This window comes from Nocardia sp. NPDC101769 (assembly GCF_044766925.1).
Taxonomy (GTDB): Bacteria; Actinomycetota; Actinomycetes; order Mycobacteriales; family Mycobacteriaceae; genus Nocardia.
Genome location: NZ_JBIWMX010000002.1, coordinates 252,890 through 269,031, shown reverse-complemented (window position 1 = coordinate 269,031; position 16,142 = coordinate 252,890). Strand labels below are relative to the sequence as shown.

General features: G+C 66.9%; 13 protein-coding genes. 2 read left to right on the top strand and 11 right to left on the bottom strand.

Annotated features, from left to right (window positions below):
* Positions 1-15 precede the first annotated feature (15 nt).
* The 4 genes from ACIRRA_RS04200 to ACIRRA_RS04185 all read right to left on the bottom strand — a co-directional run bounded on the left by ACIRRA_RS04200 (position 16) and on the right by ACIRRA_RS04185 (position 5,028).
* Positions 16-2,406, bottom strand: coding sequence for an aerobic carbon-monoxide dehydrogenase large subunit (locus ACIRRA_RS04200; RefSeq protein ID WP_402762842.1), 2,391 nt, complete (start codon positions 2,404-2,406; stop codon positions 16-18).
* A complete protein-coding gene (locus ACIRRA_RS04195; RefSeq protein ID WP_402762839.1) occupies positions 2,403-2,921 on the bottom strand; it encodes a (2Fe-2S)-binding protein in 519 nt (172 codons plus the stop codon). Before ACIRRA_RS04195 ends, ACIRRA_RS04200 begins: the two co-directional genes overlap by 4 nt.
* A gap of 2 nt (positions 2,922-2,923) precedes the next feature.
* Complete coding sequence (locus ACIRRA_RS04190; protein ID WP_402762836.1) at positions 2,924-3,814, bottom strand: FAD binding domain-containing protein; 891 nt, start codon at positions 3,812-3,814, stop codon at positions 2,924-2,926.
* A gap of 80 nt (positions 3,815-3,894) precedes the next feature.
* Positions 3,895-5,028 (bottom strand): XdhC family protein, encoded by a 1,134-nt coding sequence (locus ACIRRA_RS04185; protein WP_402762834.1) that lies wholly within the window; start codon positions 5,026-5,028, stop codon positions 3,895-3,897.
* A 64-nt stretch (positions 5,029-5,092) separates the two neighbouring features.
* Here ACIRRA_RS04185 and ACIRRA_RS04180 point away from each other — a divergent pair, with 64 nt between their 5' ends.
* Both ACIRRA_RS04180 and ACIRRA_RS04175 read left to right on the top strand, forming a co-directional pair.
* Complete coding sequence (locus ACIRRA_RS04180; protein WP_402762831.1) at positions 5,093-6,049, top strand: LysR family transcriptional regulator; 957 nt, start codon at positions 5,093-5,095, stop codon at positions 6,047-6,049.
* 49 nt (positions 6,050-6,098) lie between these two features.
* Positions 6,099-8,048 carry a glycoside hydrolase family 15 protein gene (locus ACIRRA_RS04175; RefSeq protein WP_402762828.1) on the top strand — a complete coding sequence of 650 codons (1,950 nt, stop codon included), beginning with the start codon at positions 6,099-6,101 and terminating at the stop codon, positions 8,046-8,048.
* Positions 8,049-8,178: 130 nt separating this feature from the next.
* On the opposite strand, the gene ACIRRA_RS04170 is transcribed toward ACIRRA_RS04175, so the two are convergent.
* From ACIRRA_RS04170 to ACIRRA_RS04140, 7 genes are all read right to left on the bottom strand, one after another.
* Positions 8,179-8,841 (bottom strand): cupin domain-containing protein, encoded by a 663-nt coding sequence (locus ACIRRA_RS04170; protein ID WP_402762826.1) that lies wholly within the window; start codon positions 8,839-8,841, stop codon positions 8,179-8,181.
* 421 nt (positions 8,842-9,262) lie between these two features.
* Positions 9,263-10,408, bottom strand: coding sequence for an acyl-CoA dehydrogenase family protein (locus ACIRRA_RS04165; protein ID WP_402762823.1), 1,146 nt, complete (start codon positions 10,406-10,408; stop codon positions 9,263-9,265).
* A gap of 179 nt (positions 10,409-10,587) precedes the next feature.
* A complete protein-coding gene (locus ACIRRA_RS04160; protein ID WP_402762820.1) occupies positions 10,588-11,430 on the bottom strand; it encodes a lysophospholipid acyltransferase family protein in 843 nt (280 codons plus the stop codon).
* A gap of 106 nt (positions 11,431-11,536) precedes the next feature.
* Positions 11,537-13,159 carry an AMP-binding protein gene (locus tag ACIRRA_RS04155; protein WP_402763684.1) on the bottom strand — a complete coding sequence of 541 codons (1,623 nt, stop codon included), beginning with the start codon at positions 13,157-13,159 and terminating at the stop codon, positions 11,537-11,539.
* A 130-nt stretch (positions 13,160-13,289) separates the two neighbouring features.
* Complete coding sequence (locus tag ACIRRA_RS04150; protein WP_402762817.1) at positions 13,290-13,841, bottom strand: nuclear transport factor 2 family protein; 552 nt, start codon at positions 13,839-13,841, stop codon at positions 13,290-13,292.
* Positions 13,842-13,938: 97 nt separating this feature from the next.
* Positions 13,939-15,345: a PucR family transcriptional regulator gene (locus ACIRRA_RS04145; protein WP_402762814.1), complete on the bottom strand. Its 1,407-nt coding sequence runs from the start codon at positions 15,343-15,345 to the stop codon at positions 13,939-13,941.
* A 157-nt stretch (positions 15,346-15,502) separates the two neighbouring features.
* Positions 15,503-16,129 (bottom strand): TetR/AcrR family transcriptional regulator, encoded by a 627-nt coding sequence (locus tag ACIRRA_RS04140; RefSeq protein ID WP_402762811.1) that lies wholly within the window; start codon positions 16,127-16,129, stop codon positions 15,503-15,505.
* Between the last annotated feature and the right edge of the window lie 13 nt (positions 16,130-16,142).

Sequence of the window (16,142 nt, the reverse complement as noted above, 5' to 3'; positions counted from 1 at the left end):
TCGCTCGGACCCCACTCAGATGGGCGGCGTGGCCCGGCCCTGCATCGCGTCCCACACCCGCGACGGCGTCAACGGCATGTCGGCGTGCCGAACCCCGAACGGCGCCAGCGCATCCACCACCGCGTTGACCACGGCCGCAGGTGATCCGACCGTGGCCGATTCGCCGATGCCCTTCGCGCCGATCGGATGATGCGGCGACGGCGTGACCGTGTACCCGGTCTCGAAATGCGGAACCTCGAGCGCCGTCGGGATGAGGTAGTCCATCAGGGATCCGCCGAGGCAGTTGCCGTCCTCGTCGAAGGCCATGATCTCCATCAGCGCCATGCCGATACCGTCGGTGAGGCCGCCGTGCACTTGCCCTTCGATGATCATCGGATTGATCCGGGTACCGCAGTCGTCGACGGCGAGGAAGCGCCGCACCTTCACCACGGCAGTCCCCGGGTCGATGTCGACGACGCAGAAGTACGCACCGTATGGGAAGGTGAGATTCACCGGATTGTAACAGATCTGCGCGTCGAGTCCGCCCTCGATCCCCTCGGGCAGATCACCGGCGCCGTGTGCGCGCATCGCGATCTGCTGGATCGTCACGGCCGCGGACGGATCGCCCTTGACGTGGAACGAGCCCTTCTCCCACTCGAGGTCGGCGACGGAGACCTCGAGCATGCCCGACGCGATGATTCGCGCCTTGTCGCGCACCTTCCGCGCCACCAGTGCGGCAGCGGCGCCCGAGACCGGTGTCGACCGGCTGCCGTAGGTGCCGAGGCCGAACGGTGTCTGATCGGTGTCGCCGTGCACGACGTCGATGTCGTCGGGCGGGATGCCGAGTTCCTCGGCGACGATCTGGGCGAACGTCGTCTCGTGGCCCTGCCCCTGGCTCTGAACCGATAGCCGCACAACGGCTTTGCCGGTCGGATGGACGCGCAGCTCGCACCCGTCGGCCATCCCGAGTCCGAGGATGTCCATATCCTTGCGCGGACCCGCGCCCGCGGCCTCGGTGAAGAAGGACATCCCGATGCCCATCAACTCGCCGCGGGCGCGCCTGTCCCGCTGTTCCTTGCGCAAGGCGTCGTAGCCGATCATGTTCATCGCCAGACGCATGGTCTTCTCGTAGTCACCGGAGTCGTAGACCCAGCCGGTCTTGCTCGTGTACGGGAATTGTTCGGCGCGAAGAAGATTCCGCAGCCGCAGCTCGGCCGGATCCATCTTCAGTTCGTAGGCGAGGCAATCCACCAACCGCTCGACGAAGTAGACGGCCTCGGTGACCCGGAACGAACACGCGTAGGCCACGCCGCCGGGGGCCTTGTTGGTGTAGACCGCGGTCATCTTGCAGTAGGCGGCCTCGATGTCATAGCTACCGGTGAAGACACCGAAGAAGCCCGCCGGATACTTCAGCGGCGCGGCCGTGCCGTTGAAGGCGCCGTGATCGGCGAGCACGGTCGACCGGATGGCCAGGATCTTGCCGTCGGTGGTGGCGGCGATTTCACCGACCATGATGTAGTCGCGGGCGAATCCGGTGCTGGTGAGGTTCTCACTGCGATCCTCCATCCACTTCACCGGTTTGCCCAGCAACAGCGACCCGACGATGGCGCAGACGTATCCGGGATAGATGGGCACCTTGTTGCCGAACCCGCCGCCGATATCGGGTGAGATCACCCGGATCTTGTGTTCGGGCAGTCCGGCCACCATCGCGTAGATCGTGCGGTGGGCGTGCGGCGCCTGGCTCGTCGACCACAGCGTGAGCTTCCCCGTCACGGGATCGAGATCGGCGACGGCGCCGCAGGTTTCCATCGGGGCGGGATGCACTCGCGGATAGACGATCTCCTGCTCGACCACGACATCGGCGCGCGCGAACACCGCCTCGGTCGCGGCGGCATCGCCGGTCTCCCAGTCGAAGCAGTGGTTGTCCCGCTTGCCTTCGAGATCGTCGCGGATCACCGGCGTATCGGGCGCCAGTGCGGTCCGGGCGTCGATCACCGGCTCGAGCATCTCGTACTCGACATTGATGAGCTCCAACGCATCACGCGCGGAGTAGCGATCCTCGGCGACGACGAAGGCCACCTCCTGCCCCTGGAATCGGACCTTGTCCGTCGCCAGCACCGCCTGCACATCGTTGGACAGCGTCGGCATCCAGGCCAGGCCCTTCGCCGCGAGGTCCGCACCGGTGACGACCGCTTTGACCTTCGGATGTGCCTGTGCCGCGGAGACATCGACGCTCACGATCCGCGCGTGCGCGAACGGGGAACGCAGTATCGCCATATGCAGCATGCCGGGCAGCTGCACGTCGTCGACGTAGTTGCCGCGCCCGCGAATGAACCGCGGATCCTCTTTGCGGAGCATCCTGCCGTGACCGCACGGCTTGTGATCGTTGTCGACTCTGTCTTCGGGCCGGGACTCGACGGCGGTCATGACGTGCTCCCTACCGGCGTCGGCGTGGCAGCGGGTTCGGGCTCCATCGCTTCGCCTCGTTGCTTCGCCGCGGCCCACTGGATCGACCGCACGATGGTCGTATATCCGGTGCAGCGGCAGATCTGGCCCGAGATCGCCTCGCGAATGGTCTGCTCGTCGGGATTCGGATTGCGGTCGAGCAGGGCGCGGGCGGTGATCATCATTCCGGGCGTGCAGAAACCGCACTGCAACCCGTGACACTGCATGAAACCCTCCTGCACGGGATCGAGTTGGCCGTCCACCTCGAGCCCCTCGACAGTGCGCACCGCCCGGCCGCCGGCCATGACGGCCAGCATCGTGCACGACTTCACCGGTTCGCCGTCGACCTCCACCACACAGGTGCCGCAGTTGCTGGTGTCACACCCCCAGTGGGTTCCGGTGAGCCGCAACTGATCTCGCAGGAAATGCACGAGCAGGATACGTGGCTCGACCTCCGCGGTCACCGGCTCGCCGTTGACGGTCATGGTTACCTGCATGGCTAATTCCCTTCCAGCGCAGATTCGTTCAGTACCCGCTCGACCGCGGTACGCAGCACACGAATCGTCAGTTCGGACGCGAGATGGCGCTTGTAGTCCGCACTGCCACGCGCATCGGAGACAGGTGAGCACGCTGCGCTCGCGCGGCGGCCCGCCTCCGCGAAAACGTCTTCGGTGGGCGGCACACCGATGAGTGCGTCAGCTGCGACGGCGAGCGCCGCCGGATCGGGATTGACCGCCGTCAAACCGATCCGCGCGGCGGCCATCGTCTCGCCGTGCAGTGTCACGGTCGCCCCCGCCGCCGCGATCGCCCAGTCGCCGACCCGGCGCTCCACCTTCGCGTAAGCACTCGAGGTCCGATGCCGCACCGGAATTCGGATCTCGATCAGAAGTTCGTTGTGCGACATGGCGGTTTCGTACGGACCGACCAGGAAGTCGTCCATCGCGATCTCCCGGTCGCCGGACGGTCCGCGCACCAGGCAGGTGGCGCCGAGAACCGTGCAGACCGTGGTGAGATCCTCGGCGGGATCGGCCTGGCACAGCGAGCCGCCGATCGTGCCGCGATTGCGCACGACCGGATCGGCGATCACGCGCTCGGCATCACGGAAGATCGGGCACACCACGGCGAGATCGTCGGACTCGAGCAAATGCCGATGCCGGACCATCGCACCGATGCGCACCAGGGTCGGATCGGTGACGATGTAGCCCAGTTCCGCAGCCAGGTCGTTGATGTCGATGAGATATTCCGGATTGGCCAGACGCAGCTTCATCATCGGTAGCAGGCTGTGCCCGCCCGCCACGATGCGCGCCTCGTCGCCGAGCCGGTCCAGTAGTCCGATGGCGTGATCCACGCCCGTTGCGCGCTCATATTCGAATGGCCCAGGAACTTGCACGTGATCTACCTCACATCCATGGGAAGAAGCTCAGCCTCTGTCCCGCTGATGCGCTCGTCAAGACCGAGTTAAGCAATCGCTTAACTGGCTGTTTGCGCCTTGTGGTGAATGCGGCCGCCGGTCCGGGTCAGGGAACGACCGTGTCCGCCCCAGCGGAGCGCGATGATCTCCGCCGCGATGGACACCGCCGTCTCCTCCGGTGTCCGGCCGCCCAGGTCCAGCCCGATCGGACTGGCGAGCCGGGCGAGTTGCTCGTCGGTGAGACCTGCCTGCCGCAGCCGGGTCATCCGCTCGTCGTGCGTGCGGCGCGACCCCATGGCGCCGACATAGCCGATCTCCGGCGCGCGCAGGGCCACCTCGAGCAGTGGGACATCGAACTTGGGATCGTGGGTCAGCACGCAGACAACGGTCTGCGAATCGATCGCACCGTCCGCGATCTGCGCGGCCAGGTAGCGGTGCGGCCAGTCGACGACGACCTCATCGGCGGTCGGAAACCGGGCGGAGGTGGCGAAGACCGGCCGCGCGTCGCACACCGTTACCCGGTATCCGAGGAACGACCCCTGCTGTGCGAGGGCGGCTGCGAAATCGATCGCCCCGAACACCAGCATCCGCGGCTGCCGGGCATAGCTGGCGACGAAAACCGCCATGCCCTCGCCGCGGCGCTGACCGTCCGGACCGTAGGACAGCACCTCGCTGCGGCCTGCCGCGAGCAGCCCGCGTGCGTCATCGATCACCGCATCGTCGGCGCGCGCCGACCCCAGGGTGCCATGCGCGATACCCGGCCGGATCAGCAGCCGTCGCCCTATCCGGGCGGCGTCGGGGTGCTCGATGACGGTCGCGATCGCGACCGGCCGGTCAGCGGCTATGTCTGCGGCGACCTCGCCGAGTTCCGGAAACGTTTCCCGCGAGATCGCCTCGACGAAGATGTCGATGATGCCGCCGCAGGTGAGACCGACGGCGAATGCATCATCGTCGGAGATGCCGAACCGCTCCAGCACCGGACGACCGGTCCGGATGGCGTCGGTGGCGAGTTCGTAGACCGCGCCTTCGACGCAGCCGCCGGAGACCGAACCGCCGACCGTCCCGTCCGAGGCGACGACCATGGCCGCGCCCGGCGGTCGCGGCGCCGAACGGAAGGTCCGCACGACCGTCGCGACCCCAGCCGTGCCCCCGGCGTTCCAGGTTGTCATCAGATCCGTGAGCACGTCCTGCATGGTGCGTCCTCCGGGCGCAATGCGGCTGTAGGCACTGCGTCCACCTCCAAACTAGACTCGGATTGTGACGCCCGCCCAGCTTCGGGCCTACTCGACGGTGGTGCGGCTCGGCTCCGTCCATGCGGCGGCCAGAGAGCTGGGGATATCGGACGCCGGTGTCTCGACGCACATAGCTCAGCTGCGCAAAGAGCTCGACGACCCGCTGTTCACTCGTACGGCGGCCGGTCTCGCCTTCACGCCCGGTGGGTTGCGCCTGGCCAGCCGGGCGATCGAGATTCTCGGACTGCAGCGCCAGACCGCCATCGAGGTGAGCGAGGCGGCGCACGGCCGACGGCTGCTCCGCATTGCGGCATCGAGCGCGTTCGCCGAACATGCCGCGCCCGGCCTCATCGACCTGTTCGCGGCGCGGGCGAAGGATCTGTCGGTCGAGCTGAGTGTTCATCCCACCAGCCAGTTCCGCAGCTTGATCGAGACCCGTGCGGTGGACATTGCGCTGGGGCCCGGGCAGAACGACACCGGCACGACCATCACCACCCGGCCGTTCCTGAAGTACCAGATCATTTCGGTCGCGCGCCCCGACAGTCCGCTGGCGGACGTCGCACCGTATCCGGCGCTGCTGCGGGAGCAGCAGTGGATGCTGGGCCCCGGCGCCGGCAGTGTCGACGGGCGTATCGCGACGATGCTGCGCGAGTTGGCGATTCCCGAATCACACCAGCGGATCTTCCAGAGCGACGCTGCCGCCCTCGAAGAGGTCCGCCGTGTCGGAGGCATCACCCTCGCGATCGGGTTCGCCGTCTCCTCCGACCTCGCGGCCGGTCGGTTGAGCCGCATCAAGGGAGCCGGACTTCAGGTATCCGATGAGTGGTGCGCGACCACCTTGCCACCCGAGACCCGGCAGCCCGCGGTGTCGGAACTGCTGCGGTTCATCGCCACCCCGCGATGCATCCAGGCGATGATCCGCGGGTCCGGGGTCGGTGTCACTCGGTTCCGCCCGAAAGTGCATGTGACGTTGTGGAGTTGACCCTGCTGGCCGGCCAGACTTCAGCGCCGAGACAATGAGGGAGCAGCACATGGACGACGAGATCGAACGCACGCCGCGTCCCACGGCCTTCCCGCGCATCGACGACTACGGTTTCATCTCCGACTGCGAGGTCACTGCACTCATCGCCCCCAGCGGAGCCATCGAGTGGATGTGTCTGCCCCGCATCGACTCCCCCAGTGTCTTCGCATCGATACTGGATCGTTCCGCCGGTTCGTTTCGGTTCGCCCCGGTCGAATTCATGGTGCCCACCGATCGCCGCTACGTCCCGGGGACGATGGTCATGGAGACGAGTTGGCGCAGTGGCGAAGGGTGGGCGACGGTTCGCGACGCGCTGCTGGTCGGGCCCTGGCGGCACCAGACACCCGGCCATAGCGCCCATCGTCGAACCCCCACCGACTACGACGCCGAGCACATATTGCTGCGGACGGTGCACTGTGAGACCGGGCAAATCCAGTTCGGGCTCGACTGCGCGCCGTCTTTCGACTACGGCAGGCATCATGCGCATTGGGAGTACCTCGACAGTTACCACCTCGCGCAGGCCGGCGCCGACGGGATCGATCTGCAGCTGACGCTCAGCACTGACATGCGCTTGGGACTGGAAGGTACACACGCGCTTGCGCGCAGCCTGCTGAAGGCTGGCGACACACGTTTTTGCGCGCTCTCCTGGGGTAGTCGCGACGCGCCCCGCGCCGTCGACGAGGCCGAAGGACGGCTGCTGCAGACGATCCATCATTGGCGGCACTGGCTCGCCGGCGGGCGGTTCCCGGACCATCCGTGGGCTGCCCAGCTGACCCGCAGCGCGCTGACCCTCAAGGGGCTGACCTTCGCACCCACCGGTGCCATCACCGCCGCTGCCACCACTTCATTACCCGAAACACCAGGTGGACAACGCAATTGGGACTATCGCTACTCGTGGATACGTGACTCCGCCTTCGCGCTGTGGGGCCTGTACACACTGGGCTTCAGCTGGGAGGCGAACGACTTCTTCTCCTACATCATGAATTTGACCGAAGGCGCCCGCGACATGCAGATTGCCTACGGCATCGGCGGCGAGAGCGACCTCACCGAGCAGACCCTCACCCACCTGCGCGGCTACGAGAATGCCAGCCCCGTGCGCATCGGCAACGACGCGTACCGGCAACGCCAGCACGATGTGTGGGGCGCTGCGCTGGACGCGGTCTACCTCTACGCGCGCAACCAGGACCGAATCGACGCGCGCGCCTGGCCAGTGCTGGGCCGGGCGGTCAAAAGCGCCCTCACCTGCTGGCGTGAGCCCGACCATGGCATCTGGGAAGTGCGCGGCAAGCCCCAACACTTCACCTCCAGCAAGGTGATGTGCTGGGTTGCCGCCGACCGCGGCGCCCGGCTGGCCCGCATCCACCAGGACTTCGAACGCGCGCATCGCTGGCAACAGGCCGCAGACGAAATCCACGCCGACATATGCGCTCACGCGGTCGACTCCCGGCAGGTGTTCACCCAGTACTACGGCAGTACGGCGCTGGATGCTTCGGCCCTGCTCATCCCGCTGGTTCGTTTCCTGCCCCCCGACGACGAGCGGGTCCGCAACACGGTGTTGGCCATCGCCGACGAATTGACCGAGGACGGCCTCGTATTGCGGTACCGAGTCAGTGAAACCGACGATGGATGCGCAGGGGAAGAAGGCGCCTTCACGATCTGCTCGTTCTGGCTGGTCTCGGCGTTGTCGGAGATCGGTGAAAAGAGACGAGCCAAACAGCTGTGCGAGAAACTACTTGCCTACGCCAGCCCCCTCGGCCTCTACGCCGAGGAGATCAACCCCCGGACCGGCCGGCATTGGGGCAACTTCCCCCAGGCGTTCACCCACCTCGCGCTGATCAACGCTGTAATGCACGTCATCCAGGACGAGCAGGTCGTAACGCGGCAGGCACTCGGCGGGGAATCGATCGCCCCGCGACTCGACGATGCATCATTCACATTGGGATACATTCGCCAACCCTGACGCTGCGCCTGCGACATGGAATCGCAGGGGACGCCGCGGAATTCGCCATGGACGCCGTCCGCGGCCACAGTCTGCGGCGCCCACCAACCTCTGCATAACGCGCAGGATGAATTTGCCCCCTCTGGCGGGCTCAGTGGCGTTTGGCGATCACGACCGGTTTGATCTCGGTGGGTATACCGTCCAGCGCCGACACCGGGATGCCGAGGACGGTGGCGGTAACCTCCCGCGGAATCGAATTCAGGGCAGCGAGAATGCCGATATCGTCGCTTGTCTCCGGGGCGCTGGTGTTGAAGATGATGAGTAGTTCGAGTGGAGCATCGGCGCGGGCATTTTCGAAGTAGTGAAAGAACCCCTGCGGGGCGAATACCAGGTCACCAGCGTGTGCTTCGAATACATCGTTGTGATAGCTGCCGTCTGGATGGGTACCCATAACCGTCCATTTCGCGCTGCCGGAGATGTGGTAGTTGAGTTCCCACGCCGTGGGGTGCCAGTGCGGTTCGCGGACGCCTCCGGGCTCGAGCCGCACGAAGTACGCCGCGCCGTTCTGGCCGGCCAGCACCGGGAAGTTTTGTTCGTGGGCTCCCTGCAGCGTGCCGCCTTCGTAGTGGTCCGGTTCGGCGGCGGTGAGATGGAACAGATGCGCGGACTTGTTCAGATTGGAATCGATGCTGCCGGCACTCGGTAGTTCGGTCCGCGCCGGCTCGGCGCAGGCCGCGGCGGCTGTCAAACCCGCACCGAGCGCCGCGCCGCCCAACACCGCCGCGCCGGTCCCGATGGCGGCGCGGCGGTTCACTACTGGTGTTTCGTGAGGACGATCGCTCGACATGTCGCTCCGTTCCACACAGATTCGTCGCAGTCAACTCCGGGTAACTGCATCGACAGGGCGCTCGACAGGGAAGCGTACCCAGGGGCGCGCCGCCGCCACTGAAGCGACTCGCGAACAGATATGGACACGCCGGGAGTGGTGGAACAGCGACGCGGCGCACCGCTACGAACCAGGCAGGGTCATCTCCGTTACCCACCGCCGGATCGAAACGATCGCCCGGATGTCGATTCCTGTGGTGGCACTGAGCATTTGATGAACAGTGAGCTCATGCCACGTTCACCCGCACCGAAGGGGATACCCCAGAGAAGTACCCCCTCCACAACGAATGGACGAGTTTCAGAGCCGAGCCGGGACAGCGACCGTCTCGTGAATCAGAAACTGCCTCCGATCAGGCAAGTTTCAAGCTACGCCCGATGATCTCCTTCATGATCTCGGTGGTGCCGCCGTAGATGGTCTGGACGCGGGCGTCCATGTACGCCTTGGCAATCGGGTACTCGCGCATGTAGCCGTAGCCGCCGTGCAGCTGCAGGCACTTGGTGATGAGGTCGACCTGCTCCTCACTGGACCACCACTTCGCCATGGCGGCCTCCTCGACGGTCAGCTTCCGATCGTTGAGCAGCTCGATGCAGCGGTCCACGAACACGCGCACGGCGGTGGTCTTGGTGGCCAGCTCGGCGAGCACGAAGCGGGTGTTCTGCTGGGCGCCGATCGGCTTGCCGAATGCCTTGCGGTCGCGCACGTACTGGCAGGTAAGGTCCAGGCAGGCCTCCATGGCGGCGGCGGCCATGACTGCGATGGACAGGCGCTCCTGCGGCAGGTTCTGCATCAGGTGGACGAAGCCCTGGCCCTCGGTGCCCAGCAGGTTCTTGCCGGGGACGCGGACGTCGGTGAAGGACAGCTCGGCGGTGTCCTGCGCCTTGAGGCCGATCTTGTCCAGATTGCGGCCGCGCTCGAAGCCGGGCACGCCGCGCTCGACCACGAGCAGGGAGAAGCCCATCGCACCCTTCGACGGGTCGGTCTGGGCGACCACGATCACGATGTCGGCATTGATGCCGTTGGTGATGAAGGTCTTGGCGCCGTTGAGGATCCAGTCGTCGCCGTCCTTGACCGCGCGGGTCTTGATGCCCTGCAGGTCCGACCCGGTGCCCGGCTCGGTCATGGCGATGGCGGTGATGATCTCACCGGAGCAGAAGCCCGGCAGCCAGCGCCGCTTCTGCTCCTCGTTGGCCAGCTCCAGCAGGTAGGGCGCGATCACATCGTTGTGCAGACCGAAACCCAGGCCGGAGTAGAAGCCCTTGGTGACCTCCTCGGTCACGATGGCGTTGTAGCGGAAATCCAGCACGCCCCCGCCGCCGTACTCCTCCGGTACGGCCATGCCGAGGAACCCCTGTTTGCCGGCCTCCAGCCAGACCGAGCGATCGACGATGCCGTCGTGCTCCCACTGCTCGTGCCGGGAAGCTACGTGCTGATCGAGAAACTTACGGAACGACTCCCGGAACAGCTCGTGTTCGGGTTCGAAAAGGGTGCGCTCCACGCCAACCTCCTACAGTGACCACATCGGCACCATCGCCTGTGCTCATTACCGTACTCGAAAGTCGAACGGAGGTTAACTTCATGGGAGAAGAAACCGGCCCGAACTGCGACAGTCGCCCTTGACGTCGCGGAACGGCGCAGCTGAACCCCGGTAAACCTACCGGGAAATCAGGGTGAAGCTCAGAGACCGAAGCGGCCCAGGGTGCGGCCCAGTAGGCTGCGACCCCGGTCCCGGTCGCGCTCGCCCAGCAGGAAGTCCAGTTCGCCTTCCAGGGCCTTCTTCACCACTGCCTTGAGCTCGTCGGCGGCGGCGTCGGAATCCGTGGCGTCCCGCCACGGGCTGGTGTCGATCGGCGTGCCGAGGGAGAAGTAGAAGCGCTCCGGCTTGGGCACCAGGGTGGGGCCGAGGCCGCGGATCAGCGGCGGCGTCAGGTTCGACCGCAGGCCCAGACCCTCGACAGCCTTGCGCAGCGGCAGCATGACCGGGTGATCGCCGTCGAAGACGATGTCGTAGATGTCGTCGCCGCCGACCATGGCGATGGGGACGATGGGCGCGCCGGTCGCGATGGCCATCGTGGCGAAACCGGAGCGGCCCTCCCACAGCAGCTGATACTTCTGCCCCTTGCCGCGCATCGCCTCGCGGCCTCCGCCGGGGAACACCGCCACGGCCTCACCCTGCTCCAGCAGCGTGGTGCAGTTGTGCCGGTTGCCGCGCACGATCCCCCAGCGGTGCAGCACATCTCGCAGACCCGGCACGTCGATCAGCACGTTTTCGGCGAGCCCCCGCACCAGCCGATCGTGCCGCACCAGGATCTCGTGCGCGAGCAGCGGCGCGTCGGTGCCGCCCGCCAGGCTATGGTTGCCGACCAGCAGCACCGGACCCGTTTCCGGGAAGTTCTCCATCCCGTAGAAGCGCGGGCTGAACCACGCCCGGGACGGCGCGATGAGCAGATCGATGATGCGGCGATCGGTATCGGTCAGATCGACGTGCAGCGGCGCGCCGTCGGACAGCCCCCTCGGCATCTCGGTTTCGGACAAATGACCGTCATGGCGTGACAAGACAACCCTCCCTGCAGAACCTTCGATAGCAACATCGTAATGAAAGTCGCCGCAGGTCACGGTGTGAGGGTTAGAACAGGTTCACCCGGCCATACGCCGCGAACTCGGCTTCGAGTTCCGATTTGCCGGAATCTGTCAGAATGTCGTATTCGGGCTCGCCGCGGCCGACCCATCGGTAGACGCATTCCGCGGTGTGCCAACGCTGTTGCTGCAGTTCACGTTTGAGCACCTTGTTGGAACCGGTGACCGGCAGGTTCCCCGAGACGCGCAGCAGCCTGGGCGCACCCTTGCTGCCGAGATCATCTTGGGCGCTGAGGAATTCAGCGAACTCTGTGACATCGAACACGGTCGGCTCGGCCACCTCGATCGCCGCCATCACCTGGTCGCCCGACCGGGGATCCGGGACGCCGTACACCGCGGCGGCGATGACCGCGGGATGACGCCGGATGACCTGTTCGATCAACAGCGTCGAGGTGTTCTCCCCGTCCACGCGGAGCCAGTCGCCTTTGCGCCCCGCGAAATACAGAAAGCCGGCTTGATCGATATATCCCAGGTCACCCGTCCAATACCAGCCGTTCCGCAAGCGTTCGGCATCCGCGACATCGTTTTTGTAATAGCCCTCGAAGACGAGCGCACCCGCCTTGTCGATCATCTCGCCGACCGATTCGTCCGGATTCAATACACGACCGTATTCATCCAATTCCGCTCGCGCGCAATCGGCGAGGGTCTCCGGATTCACCACCGCCACGCCCGGATGGGCAGGGCGGCCCAGCGCCGCGGCCGGCGCCGCCGGGTCGATGGCGGCCAGGGCCGGGCCCTCGCTGGATCCGTAGCCCTCGAAGAGCTCGGCCCCGAAGCGGCGGCGGAACTCGGCCTGGTCGGCCACCGACGCCTCGGTGCCGAAACCACGGTCCAGGGTGTTGTCGGTGTCCTGCGGACTCGCCGGGGTGGCCAGTAGATAGCCGAGCGCCTTGCCCACATAGGTGAAGAAGGTCGCGCCGAAATACCGCACGTCCGAGAGGAATCCGGAGGCCGAGAACTTCGGGGTGAGACAGACGGTCGCACCGTTGGCCAGGGCCGGAGCCCACAGCGCCATGATGGCATTGCCGTGGAACAGCGGCATACAGCAGTAGTCGACGTCTTCGCGCACATGACCGAACTTGTCGGTGGCCGCGTAGGCGATCACCGCCAGGCGGCGCTGCGTGCACTTGACCGCCTTGGAGGTGCCGGTGGTGCCGGAGGTGAACAGCAAGAGCAGCAAGGCTTCCGGGCCCGCGTGGGCGGCGGGCTCGGCCCGGTGCGCGTCGACCCGCTCGGCATAGGCCGGATCGTCGATCAGCAGGAACCGCTCGGGTTCCAGCCCCAGATCCAGCGTGCGCAGGCGGGCCATCCCGGCCGCGTCGGTCACGATCAGCTGGCAGTCGACATAGCGAATGTCGGCCTCCAGCTGGGTGTTTCCGCGCGTCGGGTTGATGCCCACCAGGGTCGCGCCCGCCAGTGCGGCGGCGCCCAGCCAGAAGACGAAGTCGGGCACATTGTCCAGCAGCACCCCGATGTGGAAGGGCCCGTCGCGCCGCAGTTCCCGGGCCAGTTCGGCGCGTGCCGCCGACTCCCGCACCACCGCGTCCCAGGTCCAATCCCGGTCGCGGGTCCGCAGTCCGAGCCGCTCGTCGCCGAGGCGGTCGAGCAGCATGGTCGCGATATCCGCGCGACGCAGGGGTTGCTCCGGCGACACCGCCGGGGTCTGCGCCGACACGGCCGGGGGTGCCACTGATAGATCCGTCATGTCCGATTCGCCTTCCATATGCCGAGTCTCGCCGCTGTCAGACGGCCGGGTGCACGAGTTCGACGTATTCCCTGGGCAGCTCGTCGAAGGACAGCTTGCGGATCTCCACCGGGCCCGAGTGATAGGAGTCCTCGCCGACGATCAGGCCGTTCGCGTCGACCGGCCACAGCAGCAGCTGGCGGAAGGTGATCAGGTAGTCGCGGGCGGGATCATCGACGGGGATGCCGATCTGGGCGGCGTACGCGCCCGGGTAGATCTGCTTGAGGAAGCCCTCGGTGACCACGCAGTCGTCGTCCACCAGCAGGCGGTCCAGCTCGAACTCCAGGATGTTGGACTTGCTGTCCACGAACGCCGAGTAGTAGGCGTGCACCCCGTCCCACCCCTTCGGGCCGACATCCTGGCCCGCGTTCCAGAAGTGGTAGTCCGGTTCCGCGACCAGGGTGCGCATGAGACCGTCCAGGTCGGGGACGGCCTCGGCCTTCATGTGCTCGATGACGATGCCGAGCACCTGGCGGTGGCGCTCATTGGTGGTGACGGCCAGCCGCTGCTCGAGCAGCTGCCAGGTCTTGGCCGGATCGACAATCGCCATGATGTGAATCTCCTTCTCCCGCACCGGTTGTGCCCACCGATCGTCATCGACCGACGTGACTCGGATCACCCGCCGCCCGTCGCGGGTATCACCGCCCTCACCCGACACCCGTCGGGTCGGGCGGCATGCGGCCCGCCAACTGCGCGGAAGACAGCGTCATGCGCCGCACCGTCAGCACCAGGGTGGCCGTGAACCGGTCCAACGCCTCGTCCACATCCCAGCCCATCACCGCCTCGACCTGCGCTATCCGCGCGGCCACCGTGCTGTGATGCAGGTGCAGTTCGGTCGCGGTCCGCCGCAGGGTGCCGAAGACGCAGAATGCCTCCAGGGTGTCGACGGCCAGCGCTCCCGCCTCGGTGGCGGCGAACTCGTTGATCCGCATGACATCCGCGGTCCCCAGCAGCCGCTGCACCGGCAGATCCGCCAGCAGCTCCAGCGCCCCCAGCCGCTCGAACGCGATCACCCGCCGCCCGTGCCAGGTCGACGACGCGAATCGCATCGCGCGGCGCGCCTGCTCCCACGAGGTGGCCGCCGCGAATGCCGGCAACCGCTCCCCCACTCCGATCCACGGTCCGCCGGTTCCCGCCTGTGATGCCGGGAACGACTGCGCGACAGCAGCATTCAAGACATCCGACAACCCCCGGTCGACCATCGACGGACGCCCGGGCCCGGTCGTGACCGGCACCGCCGAACTGCCGGCCGCGGGCGCGGACCGGTCAGAGGCGACAGCCGGGCGCCGTGTGGTCTCCCCGGCACCACCGGGCGGCCCGAAATCCTGCACCAGCACCGCGGTCGTCGCCCCGATCACCGCCTGCCGCAGGATCGGCACGTGCTCGCCGATGATCCGGACCGCGTCCGCCGCGCCGGGCCCGGCCACCGCCACCACCCGCGTCGCCCGCGCGGGATCCAGGCCGAGCAACCGCATGGCCCGCACGCGATCCTCACGCCGTTCCTTCTCCGAGAGCACCACTTCCAGCAATGCCGGATCATCCATCCGCAGCGGATTGGCGGCCTGCCGCACCGACACCACACGCAGGCAGTGCCGCAACCGATCCAGCACCACGCCGTCCAGCAGATGCGCCGCGGCCGGCGCCTGTTGCCCGAGCGGACCCGGTGGCGCGGCGATCATGCTGTCCCGCTGCCGATTTCGTGGTCCGGCCGATGTCGCACCATTGCGCCGCGGCCGATCGGATTCCCGCGCGGCGGCCGCGGCCGGCACCACCTGCCGCTCCAGCCAGACGGCGGGATCGGTCCCGGCCGCGTCGTCCGGTGTGCCCGTGGCGGGCAGCAGACGGCCTGCGGCGTCGTAGCGGATCACGGTCCCGGACGGCCAGCTCGCCCCGACCGGGCACTCGGCCAGCAGCGCGGCGGCTCGGACGACCGTGTCGGCATTGGCGGCGGACTCGTCGAAATCGTCGAAGTGCGCGATGACGCGCAAGACCGCGGTCGAATCAGCACCGAGCTCGGACAGTCGCAGCGGGTTCGGGGTCGGCGCAGGCTCCATCCCGCTGCTCCCTCCACTCTGATGGGATATCCCCTCAGACTCGCAACCGCTCGGCCGAATTCGTCAGGAATCAGTCGAACCGTCCAACTGAGTGGGACGCGACAACGCCGAGAGTCCAGGCGCGAAGGACGAGAGTTCAGGCGCGAAAGACGAGAGTTCAGGCGCGAAGGAACAGTCTGAGCGATTCGTCGACCACCGCATCGCGGGTGCGGTGGTCCGGATCAGCCGCGGGGCGCAGCCAGATGGAGGCGTGGTTGAGGATGCCGTGCAGGCAGTGCAGGGCCACCGAGGGGTCGGGGCAGTCGAAGGCGCCGGAATCGATTCCGCGGTCGATGACCTCGCGGAAGAGGTGGTCGTGGCGACGGCGCATGGTCTTGATCGCCTCGGAGTGCTCGCTCGGCCAGGGGGCGGGGAACGAGAAGAGCTTGCCGACCTCGGGGTACAGCACGGTCAGCACATGGAGCTGGGCCGCGATCAGGACCCGCAGCTGCTCGGCGGGCGGCGCGTCGGCGGCGGTGTCCAGAGCCTCGCGGAGGCTGGTCAGGACATCGGCGGTGAGCTTCTCCAGGGCCGCGGAAACCAGCGCATCCTTGCTCGGAAAGTAGTGGTAGAGCGTGGCTTTGGCGATATCGGCGCGCTCGGCGACGTCTTCGAACCGCATGCCCTGATAGCCACTGCTGGACAGGATCTGCAGCGCGGCCGCGATCATCTCCGCCTTGCGGCGGTCACGCCGGCGTGCCGCACGCCCGGCCGGGGCGGCGTCCTCGTCCACGGTCGAAGTCATCGCTCGATCATAG

Bases quoted from the DNA above. Each gene is read 5' to 3' on its own strand.
- ACIRRA_RS04155 (WP_402763684.1), bottom strand. From the start codon at position 13,159: ATGCTGCTCGACCGCCTCGGCGACGAGCGGCTCGGACTGCGGACCCGC.
- ACIRRA_RS04175 (WP_402762828.1), top strand. From the start codon at position 6,099: ATGGACGACGAGATCGAACGCACGCCGCGTCCCACGGCCTTCCCGCGC.
- ACIRRA_RS04160 (WP_402762820.1), bottom strand. From the start codon at position 11,430: ATGCCGAGGGGGCTGTCCGACGGCGCGCCGCTGCACGTCGATCTGACC.
- ACIRRA_RS04145 (WP_402762814.1), bottom strand. From the start codon at position 15,345: ATGGAGCCTGCGCCGACCCCGAACCCGCTGCGACTGTCCGAGCTCGGT.
- ACIRRA_RS04195 (WP_402762839.1), bottom strand. From the start codon at position 2,921: ATGCAGGTAACCATGACCGTCAACGGCGAGCCGGTGACCGCGGAGGTC.
- ACIRRA_RS04140 (WP_402762811.1), bottom strand. From the start codon at position 16,129: ATGACTTCGACCGTGGACGAGGACGCCGCCCCGGCCGGGCGTGCGGCA.
- ACIRRA_RS04200 (WP_402762842.1), bottom strand. From the start codon at position 2,406: ATGACCGCCGTCGAGTCCCGGCCCGAAGACAGAGTCGACAACGATCAC.
- ACIRRA_RS04185 (WP_402762834.1), bottom strand. From the start codon at position 5,028: ATGCAGGACGTGCTCACGGATCTGATGACAACCTGGAACGCCGGGGGC.
- ACIRRA_RS04150 (WP_402762817.1), bottom strand. From the start codon at position 13,841: ATGGCGATTGTCGATCCGGCCAAGACCTGGCAGCTGCTCGAGCAGCGG.